We start from the raw sequence: 23,467 nt of genomic DNA, 5'->3' as shown, positions 1-23,467 counted from the left end.
CTGTATCGATACCGTGACATACCCTCGTTTACTGACGGCCGGTAACCTATTGATAATATAAATTTCGTAGTCGCCGGGCGCGCCACCTTCCGCTTGTGTCGGAAGGTTGGCTTGGCCTGATTTTCCGCATGGACCCGCTTCGGCGGCGGAAGATTGGCGGTGGGGAAGCTGTGCTGTCGCTCGTCTCACGAGCGCCAGCCATGCCGAAAGAAGGGGCTGCGCTCGTTTTGCGAGCAACGCTGCAACCACTGGGGTCCGTATGATCAGAGATGACGCGTTTCTTTCTGTCCCCTTCGCCCTGCACATTGCCGTCATTTTGTCCCGCCCAACGTGGTCCCGCACCGCCAGGCAAATCCTCCCCCGTGACCCGCTCACGATCCCCTGAACCGTGCCCGAAGGAAAAATCATGACGATCGACAGCAAGCCTGCGCCCTCCATCCGCAAGGGCAGGCCGCTGTCGCGCCGCCTGTTGTGCGGAGCGTCGCTGGCGGCCGTGCTGGCGTGCGCGCCGCTGTCGGCGCGGGCCGAGGATCGGTACTGGGACGCCAACGGGACAGCGGTCGGTTCGGGCGGCACGGGCACATGGAACCTCGCCAACCTCAACTGGAGTCCGAATGGCGACGGGGTGAGCGGTCCCTTTGTCGAGCCGTGGAACAATGGCGATCTCGACAACGCGATCTTTGGCGGCACAGCGGGGACGGTGAATGTGGGCGCGCCGGTGACGGTCGGCAATATCACTTTCAGTTCGGCGGGCTATGTGCTGAGCGGCGGCACGATCACCTTGGGCGCGGCCAATTCGACGATCTCGACCGCGACGGGGATCAGCACGATCGATTCGGTTCTGGCGGGGACGAACGGGCTGATCAAGGCTGGCAATGGCGCGCTGGTCCTGAACGGCGCGAACAGCTTTACCGGCAATATCAATATCAACGCGGGCAGTCTTTACGCGACGGCCGACAGCGCGCTCGGTGCCGCAGGAAATAATATATTCACCGCGGCCGCCTCGAACGTCCGGTTGTCGATCGGCGGCGCGGGCACGTCGCGAACGGTTACGATCGGCAACGGCGGCAATCTGATCCTCGAAGGAACCGGCGCAGGCGCCGCCCAGATAAGAGGCAACGGATCGGTGCAGCTTGCGGCGAGCGGCATCACGATGAGCAACAACCTGAGCGACTATACCGGTCGCACGGTCTTCCAGGGCTGCAACGGAACCTGCTCGGCGCGCTTCACCTCGATCGGCAACCTTGGCGAGGCGAGTTCGCTCGGCGCGCCGGTGACGGTCGCCGACGGTACGATCATCTTTAACCAGCAGAGCCAGTATAGCGACACCCTCTTCTACATTGGCGATGGTGACAGTTCGAACCGCAATTGGGATATCAACGGCAACGCCGCGCTGATCCGCAATCAGGGCACGGGTACGCTCGAAATCACAGGTGACGTCGATATTTCGACCGCCGGGACATTCTTTGCCGACACCGCCGACGTCCGCCTGCTCGGCGTGTTGAGCGGCGGGGCTTTCGGTTTCAGTGCCGCGGCTGGCCGCCACGTCCTGCTCGGCAACGCGAATATCTTTACCGATCAGGCAGCGCTGGCGGGCGAAATCCGTGTCGGAAAGCTCGCCGATATCGGGGCTGTAAGTTCGCTCGGTGCAGGAACGACAATCGTATTGAACAACGGAACGCTCAGCTATATCGGCGCGGGCGATGCCAGCAACCGCGAGTGGCTGGTCAATGGCGCGACCAATGCGATCCGCAACGACGGCACCGGCGCGCTCACGCTGTCGGGCGCGCTCGCGTTCAACGCCGGGACTCCGAATCCCGATACGCTGACGTTCGGTGGCAGCCATACCGGGACCAATATCTTCTCGGGCGTCATGTTGGGTACCGGCAATATCGTCGCGGATAGCGCGGGAACCTGGGTTCTGAGCGGGGCGAATGCCCAGCGCGGTACCGTAACGGTAAATAATGGTACGCTGCGGGCCGGGATTGCCGGGGCGTTCGGCAACGCGACGGGATTTGTCGTGAACGGCGGGACGCTCGACCTCGGCGGCTTCGATCTCGTCGCGCCGTCGCTCACGGGCAATGGCGGCACGGTCGCGCTCGGCGGCGCCACGCTGACGGTCAATGCCGCAACCGCGCAGAGCTTCGGCGGTGCCATCGCCGGAAGCGGCGGTCTCACGAAAGCGGGCGCCGGCACGCTCACGCTGACCGGCGCGAGCAGCTATACCGGCGCGACGACGGTTGCGGGGGGCAGGCTCGCGCTCGACTTTACCGGGGCGGGCGGCCCCGTGTCGAACATCCTTTCGTCGGCATCGCATCTGGTGCTTTCGGGCGGTGCATTCGATATGCTGGGCGCGGCGGGCGAGGTCAACAGCCAGACATTCAATGGACTGACGGTCAGCGCGGGCAGCAACACACTGCGCGGGATCAGCGGCGCGGGCGGTACGGTGAACCTCAATCTCGGCGCGATCAATCGTACGGGCGGGCTGGTCAATTTCGTGCTGCCCGGCGCGGGCGCGATCACGACGACCAACCTTGACGGCGTGCTCGGCGGTTGGGCGACCGTCAACGGATCCGATTATGCCAAGATCGTTGGCGGCAATGTCGTTGCGTTCGACGCGGCCGATTATACGAACAAGGATAATGCCGCCACCTGGGCGACCGGCGAAATCATCAGCGACAGCGCCGGGGCCGCCAATTCGCCCTATTCGGGCACAGTCGGCGGCAATGTCTACCTTGCGGGCCTGCGATATTCGGCCGCGGCAGGGTCGACGGTCACCGTCGGTGCGGCCAATACGTTGGGCGTCGACGGCACGATCATCATCGCGCCCAGCGTCGGCACGGCGAACCAGACGATCACCGGCGGTCAGCTGACGAGCGGCGTCGCGGGCGGGGCGCTTGGCGTCCAGCATAATGGCGGCGGCATTTTCACGATCGCGTCTGCGATCGTCGATGGCGGCGGTGTCACCTCCTTCGCGAAAGGCGGGGCCGGCCGCGTCGTGCTGTCGGGGGCGAACAGCTACACCGGCGGGACGACGCTGACCGACGGCATCCTGCAGGTCTCGAGCATCGCGAACGGCGGCGTTGCGTCGAGCATCGGTTCGTCGTCCGCGGCGTCGGGCAACCTCGTGATCGAGGGTGGGACGCTGCAATATACGGGCGGCACCGCCAGCAGCGATCGCGGCTTCACGCTGGTCAATGGCGGCATCTCGCGGACGATCGACGTGACGCAGGCGGGAACCAACCTGACCTTTTCCGGTCTCGTGACGAGCGCCGACGACGCCAGCTTTACCAAGACGGGTGCCGGCACGCTGACGCTCGCGAATGCCGCAAATGACTATGTCGGCGTGACGACGATCGCCGGCGGTACGCTCGCCGTGAACACGCTGACCGACGGGGGTGTCGCGAGCGGTATCGGTGCTGCAAGCAATGCCTCTGCGAACATCATCCTCTCCAACGACGGCCGGCTGCGCTACACCGGCGGCAGCGTCACGACCGACCGCGGCTTCACGCTCGCGCTCGGCAACGGCCGCATCGACGTCGAGCAGGCGGCAACGACGCTGACGATCAGCGGCGTGGCGACGGGCTCGGGCAATAATCTCGTCAAGGATGGCGCGGGAACGCTCGTCCTCAGCGGCACCAACACATATAGCGGCGACACGATCGTGACCGCCGGAACCCTGCGCGCCGGCTCGGCGCGGGCGTTTGGCCCGGGCGGGCGCTATATGGCCGTCAACGCCGGCGCGACGCTCGATCTCGGCGGTTATGATATCAATGCTGCGGCGATCATCGGCGGCGGCCTTGTCGATCTTGGCGGCCGCACCTTGACGACCGCTGGCGGCCAGGGCGCCTTTACGGGCCGGATCACCGGCACCGGCGGCTTCACCCGTGGTGCGGGCAGCTACACGCAGGCGATCAACGGCTGCAACAACGACTATACCGGCGTCACGACGATCAGCGGCGGGCTCGCGATCGACTGTATCGCGAACGGTGGGCAGGCGAGCGCGATCGGTGCCTCGTCGGCGGCGGCATCGAACCTCGTCTTTGCGGGCGGGACGCTCGGCTATACCGGCGCCAGCGCCTCGACCGATCGCGGTTTTGCGCTCACCGGAAACGGCAACATCAATGTCGTCGACGCAGGGACAACGCTGGAATTTTCCGGCGCAATTACCGGCGGCGGATTCTTCTTCAAGGACGGTGCCGGGACTCTGCTCCTGTCCGGGGTGAACAGCTCGACCAACAATTTTCGCGTAATAAATGGCACGTTGCGTGCCGGGTCGACGACTGCACTTGGCAGCGGCTGGCTGTCGCTCGACAATACCGCGGGCGTCCTGTTCGACCTTGACGGATACAGCAACAGCGTCGCCGCCCTGGCAGGCGGCGGATCGGCGGGCGGCAATATCACGCTCGGCGGCGCGACGCTCACGATCAATCTCGGCGGCAGCCTTGTCGCGGCCAATTTCGGCGGTGCGATTAGCGGTGCCGGCGGTTTGATCAAGAATGGCGGCAGCATCCAGCAGCTCTCGGGCTGTTCGAGCAGCTACACCGGGGCCACCGTCATCAATCAGGGGACGCTTGCGGTCGCTTGTCTCGACGATGGCGGCGCGAACAGTTCGATCGGTTCGTCCTCCTCGGCGGCGAGCAATCTCGTGCTGAGCGGCGGGACGCTGCAATATATCGGCGCCGGCGGCAGCACGGACCGTCAGTTCACGCTCGGCGCTTCGACGACGAGCAAGCTTGATGCGTCGGGCACCGGCGCGATCGCCTTCACGCACGCCGGACCGCTGACCTTTGCCAGCGCGAACACCGCGCAGACGCTGACGCTCGGCGGAACCAACACCGGCAATAATATCCTCGGTGCGCAAATCACGAACAACGGCACCGGCATTACCCGCCTGACCAAGAATGACGCGGGTACGTGGGTGCTGACCAACGCAAACAGCACCTACACCGGCGTGACGACGATCAACGGCGGCGTGCTCGCGGTCGACAAGCTGTCGAACGGCGGTCTTGCCAGCAGCATCGGCGCCTCGTCGGCGGCTGCGGCGAACCTCGTCATCGGCAACGGCTCGACGCTGCGCTATACCGGCAGCGGCGACACGACGAACCGCCTCTTCACCCTGTCGGCGGGCGTCACCTTCATCGAATCGTCGGGCGCCGGCGCGATCGTCTTCACCGACACCGGGCTGGTGACGCTGGCGAGCAACAACCTTGCTCGCACGATCGCGCTTGGCGGCACCAACACGGGCAATAACACGCTCGCGGGTTCGATCGGCAACGCCGGAACGGGCGTCACCACGCTTGCGAAGAACGACAGCGGCACCTGGGTGCTGACGGGCAACCACAGCTACACCGGATCGACCAACATCAACGGCGGCACGCTGTTCGTCGGCGGCGGCGGGACGACGGGTTCGATTGCCAGCGCGCTCGTCAACAATTTCGGAACGCTCGGTTTCAACCGCAGCGACCTGCTCGCCTATGGCGGCCAGATCGTCGGTACCGGCGCGCTGCGTCAAGCGGGGACGGGGACGACGGTGCTCACCGGCACCAACAGCTACACCGGCGGCACGACGATCGACGCGGGCACGCTCCAGCTTGGCAATGGCGGGACGACGGGCAGCATCGTCGGCGATGTCGTCGACAATGGCGTGCTTGTTTTCAATCGGTCGGACCTCGTCAATTTTGCGGGGACGATCTCGGGCAGCGGCACTGTGCGGCAGGTCGGCGCGGGCACTACGGTGCTTTCGGGGATCAACAGCTATGCCGGCGGCACCTCGATCCTCGGCGGCACGTTGCAGGTTTCGGCCGATGCCAACCTCGGCGCAGCGGCCGGCGGTCTTACCTTCGCGAACGGCACGCTGCGCACGACCGCATCCTTTGCGAGCGCGCGCAATGCTAGCCTGACCGGCGCGGGCACGATCCTGACCGACGCCGGAACCAGTTTTGCGCTGGGTGGCCTGATTTCGGGCGCGGGCGGGCTTACGAAGTCGGGTGCGGGCATCCTGACGCTCAGCGGCAACAACAGCTACGCCGACGCGACCAACGTCAACGCCGGTACGCTCCGCATCAACGGCAACCAGTCGGCCGCGACGGGCCTTGTGACCGTCGCTTCGGGCGCGACGCTCGGCGGTGACGGGACGATCGGCGGCAGCGTCAACGTGCTGAACGGTGGCATCCTCGCACCGGGCAACAGCCCCGGCACGCTGAACATCAACGGCGACCTGGCGCTGGCAGGCGGTTCGGTGCTGAACTTCGAATTCGGCGAGGCGGGCGTCGTGGGCGGCGCGCTCAACGACCTCGTCAACGTCGGCGGCAACCTGACGCTCGACGGCACGATCAACGTCAATGTGACGACCGGCGGCAATTTCGGCGGCGGTATTTACCGCGTGTTCAACTATGGCGGTACGCTGACCGACAACGGGCTCGCGCTGGGTTCTATGCCGCCGGGCAGCAATGTCACCGTTCAGACCTCGGTCGCAGGGCAGGTCAACCTGATCAATAGCGACGGCCTGTCGCTCAGCTTCTGGGACGGCGCGGGCGGGCCCAAGTTCGACGATGTGGTCAACGGCGGCAGCGGCACCTGGCATCTCGGCGGCGCCGACAACAATTGGACGGGCGCCGACGGTAGCATCAACGCGGCCTACGCCGATGGCACCTTCGCGATTTTCGCGGGCGCGCCCGGCACGGTCACGGTCGACAATAGCGGCGGCGCGGTCACCGCGACGGGCATGCAGTTCGCGACGGGTGGCTATTTGATCAATGGCGGACCGCTGACTTTGGTCGATCCCGATGCGATCATCCGCGTCGGCGACGGCACCGCGGCAGGCGCGGGCTATGTCGCGACGATCAACGCCAATCTCAACGGCGCGAGCCGGCTGGTCAAGACCGACGCCGGCACGCTGGTCCTGAGCGGCGCCAACAGCTACACCGGCGGCACCGCGCTCAACGGCGGCACCGTCCAGATCTCGGGCGACGCCAATCTGGGCACCGCGGCGGGCGGCATCAGCTTCGACGGCGGCAGGTTGCAATTGATCGCCCCGATCGTCACCAACCGCGACATCAGCTTCATCGGCAGCGGCGCGATCGATGTGGCGACGACCTTCAACGCCGGCACATCGCTGACGCTCGCGGGCAACACCAACGGGTCGGGGTCGCTGACCAAGACCGGTCTCGGCGCCCTGATCATCACCGGCAATGCGGCGCACACCGGGCTCACGACAATTGCGCAGGGCGGGATGCGGATCGGCGATGGCGCCACCAGCGGTTCGTTCGCGGGTGACATCATGCTCAACAGCGCGACCGCGCTCACCTTCAACCGGTCCGACAGTTACAGCTATGGCGGCTCCTTCTTCGGGACGGGCTCGGTTGCCGTCGACGCGGGGATATTGAACCTCACCGGCAACAGCAATTTCGGCGGCAACATCACCGCCCAGCCGGGCAGCGAGCTGCGGATCAATGCCGGAAACACGGTGGCGACGACGGGACTTGTGACCGCGCAGGGCAGCTCGCTCACCGTTTCGGGCGCAGGTTCGACCCTCAATGCCCAACGCGTTTCCGCTGTCGTCACCAGCCCGAGCGGCGCGACGATCAATGTCACGAACGGCGGTGTGATCCGGACGACCTCTGGTACCGGCATGCAGCTTCGTACGCTGGCGGGAACGGGTTCGGCGGACCTGAACATCTCGGGTGCTGGTTCGCTGGTCGAATTGGCGAACAACGGCCAGCTTCAGGCGGCGACCACAACAGCAGCGACCTCGACAATCATGATCAGCAATGGCGGCATCTTACGCTCGGGCCAAGCAGCCTTTATCGGCGCGATCGCTGGCAATACCACCATGTCCACCGCTACCGTCACCGGCGCCGGGTCGAACTGGACGGGCAGCGGTACTTTCATCATGCGCAACGGCCAGTTCTCTGTGCTTAACGGGGCCACTACGAGCTTTGCTTCGGCGCAGATCGGTACGATCGCCCAAGGCGCGAACGCGCTGGTATCGGGCGCCGGTTCGACCTTCACCACCAGCGGCCTGTTGTCGGTCGGCACGACCACCGGCAACGGCATTCTGACGGTCGCCGATGGCGGACGGGCGACCGGCGGTACAGGTATTTCACTCGCCGAAGATGCGGGCACCAGCGGCACCGTCAATATCGGCGGCGTCGAGGGCGCTGCTGCTGCGGCAGCTGGCTACATCGATGGCAGCATCAGCTTCGGCCCTGGCGCCGGAGAGCTCAACTTCAACCATATCGAGGCCGACTATCTCTTCGCCAACGCCATGTCGGGCGCGGGCACGATCGGCCATGCGGCAGGCACCACGCGCCTCACCGGCGACAGCTCGGCATTCACGGGCACGACGTCGGTCGCGGGCGGCACGTTGCTCGTCGACGGCATCCTCGGCGGCGCGACGAGCGGCGTCATTGTCGCAACGGGCGGCACGCTGGGCGGCACCGGCACGGTCGGCGGCAATGTCGACATTCTCGACGGCAACCTCAATCCGGGCGACATCGGCGGGATTCCGGGCAGGCTCACCATCGCGGGTAACCTGACCCTCGCTCCGGCGGCGACGCTCAACGTCGACTTCGGGCAGGCGAACGTCGTTGGCGGCGCGCTCAACGATCTGATCGAGGTCGGCGGCGACCTGACGCTCGACGGTACGCTCAATGTGTCGGTGCCCCCGGGCGGCAGCTTCGATCCGGGTGTCTATCGCATCATCAACTATGGCGGGTCGCTGACCGACAACGGGCTCGATGTCGATGCGGGCTATTTCGTACAGACTTCGGTCGCGAACCAGGTCAATCTGGTCAACACGACCGGCCTCACCATGCGTTTCTGGGACGGCGTCAATGGCGGCAAGAACGACGGGGCGATCACCGGCGGCGACGGCCTGTGGCAGAACAGCGGCGGCAACGACAATTGGACCGAGTTCGACGGCTCGGCCAACGCGCCCTTCACCGACGATGCCTTTGCGGTCTTCTCGGGTACCGGCGGCACGGTTACCGTCGACGGCTCACTCGGCGCCGTCGCGGCGTCGGGAATGCAGTTCGCGAGCGACGGCTATGTGATCGCCGGCGACGGTATCGCACTCACCGCGGCCGAGGCGATCATTCGCGTCGGTGACGGCTCGATCGGCGGCGCGGCCTATACCGCAACGATCGCGTCGAACCTGACCGGCATCGGCGACGTCATCAAGACCGACCTCGGCACGCTGGTCCTGACGGGCACGAACAGCTTTGCCGGAGAGGTCAATGTGCGCGCCGGCGAACTGCGGCTCGCGGGCGGCGGGACGCTGACCAATGCGGACGGTGTGATCGGCCGCGAGGTTGGCGAACAGGGCATCGTCACTGTCATCGGTACGGCCGCCGGCGGTAACGCCTCGACCTGGGCAAATACGGGCATCCTCCGTGTCGGCCGCCTTGGCACGGGCACGCTCAACATCCTCGACGGCGGCATCGTGACCGTCGCCGATATCGCTTATATCGGTGACGATGTGGGCAGTCGGGGAACGGTCACCGTTTCGGGACAGGATGCGAGCGGCAATGCCTCGACATGGACCGGGGCGAGCGACATCGTCATTGGCGAGTTCGGCAACGGCACGCTGAACATCACCGCGGGCGGTCAGGTCAGCAATCAGTCGGGCTGGATCGGCTCCAACGCCGGCAGCCAGGGTGTCGTCAATGTTTCGGGCGTCGGCGCCAACGGTGTCGCCTCGACATGGACGAACAATGGCGATGTGCTCGTCGGTTACGACGGTATCGGCACGTTGAACATCACCGACGGCGGCAAGGTCGTCAGCATCGGCGGACAGATCGGCGCGAGTGGCAACGGGATCGGCCTGGTGCTGGTCGACGGGGCCGGCTCGCTGTGGGAAAACAGTGGACGGATCAACGTCGGTCGTTCCGGCGCCGGCACGCTGCGCATCGAAAATGGTGCCACGGTCACGAGCAATGACGGGGTCGTCGGGACGTCGTCGCATGGCGACGCCATCCTGTCCGGAGCGGGAACGTCATGGGTCAACAGCCAGCAATTGACTGTTGGCAGCTTCGGTTCCGGAACGTTGCGCATCGAAAATGGTGCAAGCGCCGTCAGCAATCAGGGCTATATCGGTGCCAACGCCACCGGCAGCGCGGTCGTGACGGGCGCCGGATCAAGCTGGCAGGTGACGACCTTCAATCTGACCATCGGCAATCAGGCGAACGGTTCGCTGCTCATCGAAAATGGCGGCCTAGTTCGATCTGAAGGCGGGATCTATCTCGGCGGGGCGGCGGGCGTCAGTGGAACGCTGATCCTGCAGGGGCCGACGAATAATCGTGCGGTTCTGGAAACCTCAGGATTTGTGCGTGGGCTGGGCGACGCTAACGTCACTCTCGACGGCGGCGTGCTGCGCGCGACCGCGGATAATGGGGGCTTCTTCAACGACTTTGATACGCTCGACATCACGCTCGGCGCGAACGGCGGCATTGTCGATACCGACGGCCACGACATCGGCATCGCGCCGCGCTTCACCGGCGCGGGCGGGCTGACCAAGGATGGTCTCGGCACGCTGACGCTGACCGGCGCCAGCAGCTATGCGGGCGCAACCTTCGTCAACGCGGGTACCCTTCTGGTCAATGGCGACCAGTCGGCTGCGACCGGGGCAATGACGGTCCTGTCGGGCGCGACGCTTGGCGGTACGGGCACCATCGGCGGCAATGTTGCGATGCTCGACGGCGCGATCCTTGCGCCCGGCGAAAGCGCAGGCACGCTGACGATCAATGGCAATCTGTCGCTCGCCGGCGGTTCGATCCTGAATTATGAGTTCGGACAGGCCGATGTCCCGGGCGGCGCGCTCAACGATCTGGTCAATGTCGGCGGCGACCTGACGCTCGACGGAACGATCAATGTGACGGTCCCGGCGGGCGGGACCTTCGGCCCCGGCATCTACCGCATATTCAACTATGGCGGCGCGCTGACCGACAATGGTCTGACCCTTGGTGCAATTCCCGGCGGTGCCGCGGGCGTCTTGGTCCAAACCCAGGTCGCGGGTCAGGTGAACCTTGTCAATTCGCAGGGTCTCGCACTCAGCTTTTGGGACGGCGCTGCCGGACCCAAGCATGATGGTGCGCTCAACGGCGGCGATGGCGTGTGGCGCGTCGCCGGTGGTTCGAACAACTGGACCAACGCGAACGGGGAGATCAACGCCGATTATGCGCAGGACAGCTTCGCGGTCTTCGCCGCGGCGCCGGGCACCGTCACGATCGACAACAGCGGCGGCAACGTCCTGACCTCGGGCATGCAGTTCGCCAGCAACGGCTATGTCGTCACCGGCGACACGCTGACGCTGACGGGTACGCAGGCGCTCGTCCGGGTCGGCGACAACAGCACCGCGGGCGCGGGCTATACCGCGACGATCGACGCCGATCTGACCGGCACCGCCATGCTGGTCAAAACCGACGCGGGCACGCTCGTCCTGTCGGGTGCCAACAGCTATGCCGGCGGCACCGCGATCAACGGCGGCACCCTCCGCATTTCGTCCGACGCCAACCTTGGCGATGCGGCGGGCGGACTGTCGTTCGGGGGTGGCACCTTGCACACGACCGCTGCGGTGGTTTCGAACCGCACGGTCGACCTTGACGGCGATGCGACCTTCCTGACCGATGCGGGTCTGACGCTTGCGGGCGTCGTTTCGGGCGCGGGCAGCCTGACCAAGGACGGAGCGGGCACGCTCGTCCTGACGGCGAACAATGTCTACACCGGCGATACGGCGATCCGCGCCGGACGGCTGGAGATCGGCAGCGGCGGGACCGGCGGCGCGATCACCGGCGATGTCGTCAACGACGGCGTTATTGCGTTCAACCGGTCGGACGATATGATCTTTGCCGGACTGATTTCGGGCGGCGGTTCGCTTGAGCAGATGGGTTCGGGAAGGACGATCCTCACCGGCGACCATCTCTTCACCGGCGGCACGACGATCGCGGGGGGTACGCTGCAACTCGGCAATGGAGGCACCTCGGGCTCGATCGCGGGCAACATCGTCAACAATGGCCTGCTCGTCTTCAGTCGCGCCGACACCCAGACCTTCGCGGGTCTGATTTCGGGCAGCGGCGGGGTCGACCAAAATGGTTCGGGCACGACGATCCTGACTGGCAGCAACAGCTATAGCGGGACGACCAGCGTCAGTGCGGGCACCTTGCTCGTCAATGGCGACCAGTCGGCCGCGACGGGCGCGACCAACGTCGGCGCAGGCGCGACGCTGGGCGGGACAGGCATCATCGGCGGCAATATGTTCGTCAACAGCGGCGCGACACTCGCCCCCGGCGCGGGCGCGCCCGGTACGCTGACGATCAACGGCAATCTCGCGCTCGCTGCGGGAGCGACGCTCGGCTTCGAGTTCGGCCGCGCGAACGATGTCGGCGGTCCGCTCAACGACGTGGTCAACGTCGGCGGCGACCTCGTCCTCGACGGCACGCTCGACGTGGCGGTGCCGACGGGCGGTGCATTCGATATCGGCCTCTATCGTATCATCAACTATGCCGGCGCGCTGACCGACAACGGTCTCGTGCTCGGGACGATGCCCGCGGGCGCCAACGCACAGGTACAGACGTCGATCGCGGGCGAAGTGAACCTGATCAACAAGGGATCGGCGACACTCAACTTCTGGGATGGCGCGGCCGGGCCGAAGTTCGACAATGCCGTGAACGGCGGCGACGGCACCTGGCAGAACGGCCTCGGCAACGACAATTGGGCCGACATCACGGGTGCGGTCAACGCGGGCTATGATGATGGCGCCTTCGCCATCTTCTCGGGCAACGCCGGAACGGTGACGATCGACAACAGCCTCGGCGCGGTCGGCGCCTCGGGGATGCAGTTCGCGACGGACGGTTATCGCATCACCGGCGACGCGCTGAGGCTGGACGGCGCGCAGGCGGTGATCCGTGTCGGTGACGGCACTGCGGCGGGCGCGGCCTATGTCGCAACGATCGATGCCGAACTGACGGGCGCGGCCGGGCTGGTCAAGACCGACGCAGGGACGCTCGTCCTGACGGGCACCAACAGCTACACCGGCGATACGTCGATCAACGGCGGCACGCTGCAAATCGGCGCCGACGCCAATCTGGGCGGCGGGGCGCTCCGCTTTGACGGCGGCACGCTGCAAACGGCGGCGACCTTTGCCTCGGCGCGGGGTGTCGAGCTGATCGGTACCGGCGGTTTCCGCACCGATGCGGGGACGACGCTGACGCTCGCAGGCGCGCTTTCGGGCGCGGGCAGCTTTACAAAGAGCGGCGCCGGCATGCTGATCCTTGGCGGCAACGGCACCTATGGCGGCGCAACGGTCGCCGACGGTACGATGTTCGTGAACGGCAATTATGCCGCAGCGACCGGGACGACCAGCGTCCTTGCGGGCGCGACGCTGGGCGGCATCGGCACGATCGGCGGCAATGTCGTGATCGGCAACGGCGCTACGTTGGCGCCGGGCGCCGGCTCGGCCGGAACGTTGACGATCGGCGGCAATTTGTCGCTGTCGGCGACGACGCAGCTCGACTTCGACTTCGGCGCGGCCGGGGTCGTGGGCGGCGCGCTCAACGATCTGGTCAACGTCGGCGGCAATCTCGTCCTCGATGGCGTGATCAACGTCGGCGTCCCGACGGGCGGGGCGTTCGACGTCGGCGTCTATCGCATGTTCAACTATGGCGGCACGCTGACCAACAATGGCGTCACTCTCGGCACGCTGCCGACGGGTGCGAATGCCAATGTGCAGACCTCGATCGCGGGACAGGTCAATCTCGTAAATTCGGCAGGGCTGACGCTCAATTTCTGGGATGGCGCGGGCGGGCCGAAGAATAATGGCGTGATCAACGGCGGCAACGGCGTGTGGCAGAACAGCGGCGGCAACGACGGCTGGACGGGCGCGAATGGCGCGATCAACGCCGCCTATTCGGACGGTGCCTTTGCGATCTTCGGTGGCACCGGCGGAACGGTCACGGTCGACAACAGCCTCGGCGTTGTGTCGGCGGCCGGGATGCAGTTCGCTGCGAATAATTATGTGATCACGGGCGGAGGCATCACCCTGACCGATGCGACTGCAACGATCCGCGTCGGCGACGGCAGCGTCGCGGGCGCAGGCTTCACCGCGACGATCAATTCGGCGCTCAGCGGCGCGGCGCAACTCGTCAAATCCGACGCGGGCACGCTCGTTCTCGGCGGCACGAACAGCTACACCGGCGGCACGTTGATCGCGGGAGGTACGCTGCGCATCTCGAGCGACGCGAACCTCGGCGCAGCGGATGGCGATGTGACGCTCGACGGAGGCACGCTCGAAACGAGCTCCAGCGTTACAAGCGCGCGCGACATCGTCGTCGCGAGCGGCGGGACGATCACGGCCGCTGCCGATACGGTCTTTACCTATAATGGCCTGTTCTCGGGCGCCGGGGTGCTGACCAAGAATGGCGCGGGCACGTTGCTCGTCACGGCGGACAATGCCGGTTTTGGCGGAAGCACGAACGTCACGGGCGGCACGCTCTCGGTGCAGGGAAGCCTTGGCGGACCGGTGACTGTTGCCTCGGCGGGCCGGCTCGAAGGCGCCGGGCGCGTTGGTAGCATTGTCAACGCGGGTATCGTCGCACCGGGCAGCGGTATTGGCTCGCTGACCGTCACGGGCGACTATGCCGGCAACGGCGGCGTGCTCGAGATCGAGGCGGAACTCGGCGGCGATACGTCGGCGGCCGATCGCCTGGTCGTGAACGGCGCGACCTCGGGCAATACGCGGGTGACGGTGATCAACCGCGGCGGCCTCGGCGCGCAGACCGTCGAGGGAATCAAGATCGTCGACGTCGCCGGTGCATCGAACGGCAATTTCACGCTCGACGGGGATTATCTGTTCGACGGCCAGCAGGCGGTGATCGCGGGCGCCTATGGCTATCGCCTCTACAAGAATGGCGTGTCGACGCCGCAGGATGGCGACTGGTACCTGCGTTCGTCGCGGCTCGATGGCGCTGGCAATCCCGAAGGTCCGCTCTATCAGCCGGGCGTTCCGGTGTACGAGGCCTATGTCGGCGCGCTACAGTCGCTGAACCGCCTGCCGACCTTGCAGCAGCGCGTCGGCAACCGGTCGTGGGCCGCGTCGTCAGTCGCCGGTGCGGGCCTGTGGGGCCGTTTCGAATCCGAACGCCAGCGTCCGGAGGCGCTCGTTTCGACCAGCGGTGCCGATCGCAAGGTCGACCAATGGCAGGCGCAGCTCGGCCTCGACTCGGTGCTGGCAGAGCGCAGCGACGGCGCCGCGCTCGTCGGCGGGCTGACCGCGCATTATGGCAAGGCGGACAGCGCGGTGACGTCGATCTTCGGCAACGGCACCATTGACACGCAGGGCTATGGCGTCGGCGCGACGATGACCTGGTACGGGCCGCAGGGCTTTTACGTCGACGGTCAGGTCAAGCTCAGCTGGTTCGACAGCGACCTCGAATCGAACATCCTCGGGTCGCTTGCGCAGGGTAATAAGGGTGACGGCCAAGCCTTCAGCCTCGAGCTCGGCAAGCAGACGCCGGTCGGGCGCAATCTCTCGATCACGCCGCAGGTCCAGATGAGCTATGCCAAGGTCGATTTCGACCGCTTCGCCGATCCGGCCGATGCGTCGGTTTCGGCGGCGAAGGGCGAAAGCCTGAAGACTCGCTGGGGCATCGCGATCGATCATCAGACGAGCTGGAAGGGTCGGGCGGGCGACATCCGCCGCACGCGCCTCTACAGCGTGATGAACCTCAACTATGAATGGCTCGACGGGGCCGAGGCCGATGTGTCGGGAACGCCGATCACCAATCGCGACCACCGCCTGTCGGGCGAACTGGGGCTTGGCGGCAGCTACAGCTGGGGCAACGACCGCTTCACCCTCTACACCGAAGTTTCGGGCGATACGGCCATCGCCGATTTCGGCGCCGGGTATAATCTGAAAGGGAGTGCGGGTTTCCGGGTGCGGTTCTAGGCGCGCGAGGGGCGGGGCATCGGGCTCCGCCCCCGCATCCGGGCATATTTCTTCATCCGCTGGGCATATCAGTGATCATAGGCGCGTCGCCATGACAGGTGATATGCCGCTGGAATGATTGCTGCAGAACAATATGGTGCGCCCATCGAAATCGATGGCGGCGCGATACGCGGCCGAATTGATGGCCAGGTGGTGCGCTTCCTCGGCATCCCCTATGCGGCGCCACCCGCGCGTTTCGAACTTCCCCGTCCGCCGCTGTCGTGGGAGGGTGTGCGCGATATGGATGATCCGGGGCCTGCGGCGCCGCACCGGATCAAGTCTTTCCCCATGGTCGACCCCACGCCGCTCGTCGGTCCGGGCAGCGACGGCCGCGATGGCGACTATCTTCGGCTGAATGTCTGGGCGCCAAAGGACGCCAATGGGGCGCCGGTGATGGTCTTCATCCACGGCGGCGGTTTCGTCGGTGGCTGCAAGGATGCGGCGGTTCACGACGGCAGCGCTTTTGCCGCGTCGGGCATCGTGTGCGTCGCGATCAACTACCGCATGGGCATTGATGGCTTCCTGCCTGTGCCCGGGGCGCCGACCAATCTGGGCCTGCGCGATATGCTTTTTGCGCTCGAATGGGTGCAGCGCAATATCGCGCGCTTCGGGGGTGACGCCGCCAACATCACCGTCTTTGGCGAAAGCGCGGGTGCGATGGCGATCGCCGACCTCGTGACCTCACCGCTCGCGAAGGGCTTGTTCCGGCGTGCGATCATCCAGAGCGGCCATGGCGCGATGGTGCGCGAGATCGAGGTGGCGCAGCACTTGGTGCGGAAGTTGGCGAAGGTGCTGCGTATCGCCCCCGATGCCGACGGGTTTCGCGGGGTTTCGCATGCGGCGGCGATGGATGCGATCGAGAAGGTGGCGAAGCCTTGGGCGGTGGATTTGCGGGGGAAAGACGGGTGCGAGCCGGTGTATGGGATCAGCCGCTTCATTCCGGTCTATGGCGACGATGTGCTTCCCGAAAAGCCGGTCGACGCGCTGCGCAAAGGGGCCGGCCGCGAGGTGGAAGTTGTCATCGGCACCAATGCCGAGGAGATGAACCTCTATTTCGTGCCCACGGGGGTGCGGAAGAAGATCGGCGGGCTGCTCGCGCGCTGGCTGCTCGGGCGGTCGCATCCGCAGGCGAAGGCGGTGCTGAAGGCCTATGGTTACAAGCAACAGGGCGTGCGGCCGGGCGAGGCGCTGACCGACGCGATGAACGACCTCGTCTTCCGCTGGCCCGCGCGCCAATATGCCGCGGCGCATCAGGGCAAAACGTGGATGTACGAGTTCGACTGGCGCTCGCCCGCGTGCGACGGTGAGCTTGGCGCGTGCCACGGGATCGAGATGCCCTTCGTGTTCAAGACGCTCCCGAGCGTCACCGGGCCGCGCGGGCTCGCGGGGATGGACCCGCCACAGGCGCTCGCCGACCGGGTGCACGAGCTATGGGCGGGCTTCGCGAAGGGCAGAGCGATGCCATGGCCCGAGTTCGGCGCGTACCGGATGGTGTATCAGGTGACGCGCGGCGAGGCGCTGCACGAGCCCGTGATGCCCGCCGCCGCCTTCGTTCCGGAGTAATCCCTATGTATCTCGACCGACTGCGCCTCGATGGGCGCACCGCCTTTGTCACGGGCGGCGCGCAGGGCATTGGCCTTGCGACCGCCGAAGCGCTCGCCGAAGCGGGGGCGAAGGTGACGATTGCCGACCGCGACGCCGCCGCGCTCGACCGCGCGGTCGCCGATCTCGCCACCAAGGGCTACGCGGTCTTCGCCGCGGCGCTCGACGTCACCGACAGCGCGGCGGTCGATGCCGCCGCCGATGCGATGCTGGCGCGCGACGGCCGGATCGACATCCTCGTCAACAACGCCGGGATCGCGCGTAGCGAGACGGCGGCCGAGGATGTCGCCGACGAACATTGGCTGAATGTCCTCGATGTGAACCTCAACGGCAGCTTCTGGTGCGCGCGCGCGTTCGGGCGGCACATGCTCGCGGCGGGGCAGGGGAGCATCGTCAACGTCGGGTCGATGTCGGGCTTCATCGTCAACCGCCCGCAGCCGCAAAGTTACTACAATGCGTCGAAAGCAGCCGTGCACCAGCTCACCAAAAGCCTTGCCGCCGAATGGGCGGGGCGCGGCGTGCGCGTCAATGCGGTCGCGCCGACCTATATCGCGACGCCGCTCAACGCCTTCGCCGACAAGCAGGGCGAGATGTATCGCCGCTGGATCGACGGCACGCCGCAAGGCCGGCTGGGCGAGCCCGAGGAAGTGGCGTCGGTAATCCTGTTCCTTGCATCGGACATGGCAAGCCTGATGACTGGCAGCATCGTGCTAGCCGACGGCGGATATAGCTGCTGGTAGGCCAGATCGGGCCGGCTCCAATTTCCAACTCCGTTCGCCCTGAGCTTGTCGAAGGGCTGTCCTTTTTGTTGAGGTCGCCAGAAAGAACGGTGCTTCGACAAGCTCAGCACGAACGGATGTTGGGGCTGGGTCATCGTATGCTGCAAACCCAGTCTGCGGATCGGCACAATGCGCAGACCTTTCATATAGGTCGAAAAGCTGTCATATAGGTTCCCACGGGCGGCCGAGACCGCCGTTTTTGGGGATGCCTGATGACCAAGTTCCGATTTGCCGCTGTTTCGACGCTCGTCCTCGCCGCCACTTTGGGCGCCGCGCCCGTTTTTGCGCAGGATAGTGCGACGACGCCCGCTGCTGCCGAAAGCGAAGACGACGGCATGATCGTCGTGACCGCGCGCAAGCGCGAAGAGACGCTGAACGATGTTCCGATCGCCGCGACCGCGATCACCGGCGACACGCTGACTGCGCGCGGGTTCAACTCGGTGCGCGAAGCCGCGGTGCTGTCGCCCGGGCTCAACATCAACAGCGACGGCACCGGCCGCGCCTTTGTGTCGATCCGCGGCGTCGGCGTGACGCTGGTGCAGACCGTCCAGCCGGGCGTCGGCCTGTTCATCGACGGCATCTATCAGCCGAACACGGCGTACCTCAACAACCCGCTGCTCGACGTCGACCGCATCGAAGTGCTGCGCGGGCCGCAGGGCACGCTGTACGGCAAGAATACGATGGGCGGCGCGATCAACGTCATCACGCGCCAGCCGGGCAATGATTTCGAGGTGCGCGCGAATGGCAGCTATGCCGGACCGGACGACAGCTGGATGGTGTCGGGTTCGGTTTCGGGCCCGATCGTGACAGACAAGATCGCGCTGCGCGTCGCCGCCGCGCACCGCCAGCAGGACGGTTTCCTGCGGAACAGCGTGATCGGCGGCAACGCCAATCCGTTCAACACCGACAGCGTCAACGCGACGCTGCGGATTACGCCGTCGGACGGCTTCGCGCTGACCGTCAAAGGCTATTATGACTGGGTCGACGGGGTGAACACGCCCTATTCGCGCGTCTCCGGACCGACCGACTATCGCCGCGACGTCCAGTTCAACACGATCAACCGCGTCTCGTACAAATATCGCGGCTTCAACGCGCGCGCCGAGGCCGATCTTGGCGGCGGGTCGAAGCTTAGCGTCATCGGCGCGTACGACATGCGCAACGGCTTCACCCCCGACGGCGAGGGCGATTTCGGGCCGACCGACACGGTGCGGACGATCGCGCGCGACAGCCTGCGCACGCTGACGCTCGAATCGCGGCTCGACAGCGAATGGTCGGACCAGTTCTCGACGCTGCTCGGCGTCTTTTATTCGAACGAGATGGTGCGCGCGCGTGGGCAGGATACGATCCGCCTGACGCATCCGATCCTGGGTCCGGTCTCGATCCTCCGCACCACGAGCGCGAAGAATGTCGGCGATACCTATGCCGCGTTCGGCACGCTTTTCTTCAAGCCGAGCCTCGATTGGGAAATCGCCGCGGGCCTCCGCTTCGATCATGAAGGCCGCACCGCGAACGGCTCGGTCGTCACCGCGACGACCACCGTGCTCGGCACCGCGACCGCGGGCGGCATCGTCCCGACCGCGAAGATCAAGTCCGACGAGTGGCAGCCCAAGCTGTCGATCACCCGCAAATGGACCCCCGACCTGATGACCTATGTTTCGGTCGCGCGCGGCTATCGCGGCGGCGGCTTCAACGCCCCGACCGCGCCGACCCGCACCTATAAGGGGGATTCGGCGTGGACCTATGAAGCCGGCGCCAAATATGCCGCGCCGGGGATGAGCCTGTCGGGCACCGTCTTCTACAGCGATTACAAGGATTATATCGGCCTCAACTCGATCGCTCCGGCGATCGGCGGCGGGCTCGTAACCGTGGATCTCAACACCGGCGACGTCGAAAGCTATGGCGTCGAACTCGAAGCGATGGTCCGTCCGGTGCAAGCGTGGACGCTGCGCGGCGGCTTCACCTGGATGCACGCGCGCATCACCGACGCGTCGGCCTATACCGCGACCACGGGCCGCGTGCTCTCGTCCGACCGGCTGACCTTCCAGCCCGACTGGACCGCGAGCTTTTCGAGCGACTATCGCATCGAGACGGGCGGCGACAGCGACCTGACGCTGAGCGCCGGCCTCGTCGGCAAGGGCAAGCGGCTCGCCGCGACGCTCAACCAGACGACGCCGACCTTCCTCGACAGCTATTGGCTGACCAACGCGTCGATCGCGTACCGCCGCGGACCGGTCGAGGTCGCGCTGTTCGCGAACAACATCTTCAACACCGAATATTTCGAATCCTATATCGAGCAGACGACGCTGGCGCTTGCGGGCCTGCCGGCATCGGACCTTGGTATCACCGGCGACCGCCGCCGTTATGGCGTGCGCGCGAGCCTGAAGTTCTGACCATGGCGGGAACGGAGCATCCGGGGGGGCGCAAACCGCTTCCTGCCGACCTGGTGGGGGCGCTGGAGGGGCGGTTTGGGGACCGCTTCCAGCGCGGCCAGGCGGTGCTCGGGCAGCATGGGTCGAGCGAGTCCCATTTCGCTCCCGTGCTGCCCGACGCTGTGGTCTTTGCGAAATCGACCGACGATGTCGTTGCGCTGGTGACGCTCTGTTCGGCCGCCGACATTCCGATCGTGCCGTTCGGCGCCGGGACGTCGATCGAGGGCAATGCGCTTGCGGTCCACGGCGGCATCTCGCTCGACATGAGCCTGATGGACCGGGTGATCGCGGTGAATGCCGAGGATTTCGATTGCGTCGTCCAGCCGGGCGTGCGCCGCGAGGAACTCAATGTGCATCTGCGCGATCAGGGTCTCTTCTTCCCGATCGATCCGGGCGCCAATGCGACGATCGGCGGCATGGCCTCGACGCGCGCGTCGGGGACGAATGCCGTCCGCTATGGAACGATGAAGGATGCGGTGCTCAGCCTCGAAGTCGTGACGCCGCAGGGCAAGGTGATCCGTACCGCGCGCCGCGCGCGCAAGTCGGCGGCAGGCTATGACCTGACCCGGCTCTATGTCGGGTCCGAAGGCACCCTCGGCATCATCACCGAAGTCACCCTGCGCCTGCACCCGGTTCCCGATACGATTTCGGCCGCGGTGTGCAGCTTCGACACGCTGGGCGGGGCGGTCGATACCGTCGTCCAGTCGATCCAGTGCGCGGTGCCGCTCGCGCGCGTCGAGATCCTCGACAAGAAGCAGATGGTCGCGGTCAACCGCTGGTCGAAGCTCGACTATCCCGAGGCGCCGACGCTCTTCTTCGAATTTCATGGCAGCGCCGCCAATGTCGCCGAACAGGTCGAAACGGTGAAGATGCTCGCCGAGGCCAATGGCGGCAGCGCCTTCAACTGGTCAAACCTGCCCGAGGAACGCACCAAGCTGTGGCGCGCGCGGCATGAAGCCTATTATGCCGCGGTCAACATGCGCGCGGGCGCGATCGGCTGGGCGACCGACGTCTGCGTGCCGATCAGCCGCCTCGCCGAATGCATCGCCGAAACCTATGTCGATCTCGATGCGGCGAGCGTCCCCGCGACGATCCTCGGCCATGTCGGCGACGGCAATTTCCACGTCATCTTCTCGATCGACCCCGACGCGCCCGACGAAATGACCGAGGTCGAGGCGATCAATGCGCGGATCGTCGAACGCGCGCTCGCGATGGACGGGACGTGCACGGGCGAACATGGCATCGGTATCGGCAAGCAGGAGTGGCTCGTCGCCGAACTGGGCGATGCGGTCGAGCAGATGCGGATGATCAAGCGCGCGCTCGACCCGCAGAACCTGCTCAACCCCGGCAAGATTTTTACGCTGTGATGGCGACGCAGGCCGAACCGCTCGCCGCGCCGACGTCGCGCCTGACCGCGCCGGCGACGCTCGTCCCGCTGCTGCTGCTCGCGCTGGTGACGACGATGGGTTTCACCGCGCTCGGCAGCTTCGGGACGATCCAGGAAAGCGCCAAGGCCGAACTCGCGCTCAGCGACGACGCGCTCGCGCTGATCCAGGGGCTCGGCGCCGCGGTGCCGATGGTGCTCTTCTCGATCCCGATCGGCATCCTCGTCGACCGTCGCAATCGCGTGCGGCTGACGATCGGGCTGGCGCTGCTCTGGACGCTTGGCACCCTGCTTACCGCCTTTGCGCCGAGCGCGGGGCTGCTCACCGCGGCGCGCATGCTCGTCGGGATCGGCTCGACCGGATCGCTCACCGCCGCGCTCTCGCTCTGCGCCGATTTTTGCGCGCCCGAACAGCGTGGCCGCGCGATGCTGATCGTCAATCTCGGCAAGGCGCTGGGCGTCGCGCTCGGCTTTGCGCTCACCGGCTGGCTGTTCGGCCTGCTTGCCGATTTTTCGGTGCCGGGCTGGCTCGCGGGGCTCGCGCCCTGGCGCGGCGCGCATGTGCTGCTCGCTGCGATAAGCGCGATCTGCTTGCTGCCCCTGCTATTCCTGCGCGAGCCGGAGCGGCGCGAGGTCGAGGCGAGCCCCGATGCGCCGTTCCGCATCGTCGCCGCCGAGCTCTGGGCGCGGCGCGCGTTTCTCGGGCCGCTGTTTGCCGGGCAGGTCGCGGTCGTGATGGCCGACGTCGCCGCGACGGTCTGGGTCGCCCCGGTGCTGTCGCGCGATTTCGGGTTGCAGCCGCAACAATTCGCCGGCTGGGTCGGCGCGCTGATGTTCGGCACCGGGGTCGCGGGCGCGGTGCTCGGCGGGATTTCGGCTGATATGGGACAGAGAAGCCGCCGCCGTGGCGGCATTCTTCTGGGCGCGGTCATCGCGGCGGGGATCGGTGTTCCCGCCGCGATGTTCCCGCTGATGTCCAGCGTGGCGGGCCTCGCGGTCGCGCTCGGCGTGATGTCGCTTTGCGGCGCGGTGACCGGGCTCGTCGTGTCGGTCGCGCTGACCGTGCTGTTGCCGAACGAACTGCGCGGCCTCTGCATCGGTGCCTTCATCGCGATCGCCGGGCTGATCGGTTTTGGCCTCGCGCCGTGGGTCGTGACTCGCGTCAGCGCGCTGATGGGCGGCGAGGCGATGCTGGCGGAGGCGCTCGCGCTCGTCGGGGTGATCGTCAGCGGGCTGTCCTTCTTCGCCTTCCTGCTCGCGATGCGCCGCGCGCCCGAACCTGTAAGATAGC

Annotated in this window: 6 protein-coding genes; all 6 read left to right on the top strand. The window is 66.2% G+C overall.

From position 1 onward, the window contains the following. The first annotated feature begins 406 nt into the window (after positions 1-406). The 6 genes from GGC65_RS04160 (at position 407) to GGC65_RS04135 (ending at position 23,466) form a co-directional block, all read left to right on the top strand. Positions 407-15,943, top strand: a complete 15,537-nt coding sequence (locus GGC65_RS04160) for an autotransporter-associated beta strand repeat-containing protein (RefSeq protein ID WP_192646005.1) — start codon at positions 407-409, stop codon at positions 15,941-15,943. A gap of 114 nt (positions 15,944-16,057) precedes the next feature. Next, complete coding sequence (locus tag GGC65_RS04155; RefSeq protein ID WP_192646004.1) at positions 16,058-17,545, top strand: carboxylesterase/lipase family protein; 1,488 nt, start codon at positions 16,058-16,060, stop codon at positions 17,543-17,545. Between the two features lie 5 nt (positions 17,546-17,550). Continuing rightward, a complete protein-coding gene (locus GGC65_RS04150) occupies positions 17,551-18,324 on the top strand; it encodes an SDR family NAD(P)-dependent oxidoreductase (protein ID WP_192646003.1) in 774 nt (257 codons plus the stop codon). Between the two features lie 251 nt (positions 18,325-18,575). Beyond that, the gene (locus GGC65_RS04145; protein WP_192646002.1) at positions 18,576-20,753 is read left to right on the top strand and encodes a TonB-dependent receptor; all 2,178 of its coding nucleotides are present in this window, start codon (positions 18,576-18,578) and stop codon (positions 20,751-20,753) included. Positions 20,754-20,755: 2 nt separating this feature from the next. Further along, positions 20,756-22,159 (top strand): FAD-binding oxidoreductase, encoded by a 1,404-nt coding sequence (locus GGC65_RS04140; protein WP_192646001.1) that lies wholly within the window; start codon positions 20,756-20,758, stop codon positions 22,157-22,159. After that, complete coding sequence (locus GGC65_RS04135) at positions 22,159-23,466, top strand: MFS transporter (protein WP_192646000.1); 1,308 nt, start codon at positions 22,159-22,161, stop codon at positions 23,464-23,466. Before GGC65_RS04140 ends, GGC65_RS04135 begins: the two co-directional genes overlap by 1 nt. Position 23,467 lies beyond the last annotated feature (1 nt).

The organism is Sphingopyxis sp. OAS728, assembly GCF_014873485.1.
Lineage (GTDB): Bacteria > Pseudomonadota > Alphaproteobacteria > Sphingomonadales > Sphingomonadaceae > Sphingopyxis.
This window is presented reverse-complemented; position numbering and strand designations above follow the sequence as displayed.

Excerpts from the sequence above, each read along its gene's own strand:
- GGC65_RS04155 (WP_192646004.1), top strand. The coding sequence starts at position 16,058 with ATGATTGCTGCAGAACAATATGGTGCGCCCATCGAAATCGATGGCGGC.
- GGC65_RS04150 (WP_192646003.1), top strand. The coding sequence starts at position 17,551 with ATGTATCTCGACCGACTGCGCCTCGATGGGCGCACCGCCTTTGTCACG.
- GGC65_RS04140 (WP_192646001.1), top strand. The coding sequence starts at position 20,756 with ATGGCGGGAACGGAGCATCCGGGGGGGCGCAAACCGCTTCCTGCCGAC.
- GGC65_RS04145 (WP_192646002.1), top strand. The coding sequence starts at position 18,576 with ATGACCAAGTTCCGATTTGCCGCTGTTTCGACGCTCGTCCTCGCCGCC.
- GGC65_RS04160 (WP_192646005.1), top strand. The coding sequence starts at position 407 with ATGACGATCGACAGCAAGCCTGCGCCCTCCATCCGCAAGGGCAGGCCG.
- GGC65_RS04135 (WP_192646000.1), top strand. The coding sequence starts at position 22,159 with ATGGCGACGCAGGCCGAACCGCTCGCCGCGCCGACGTCGCGCCTGACC.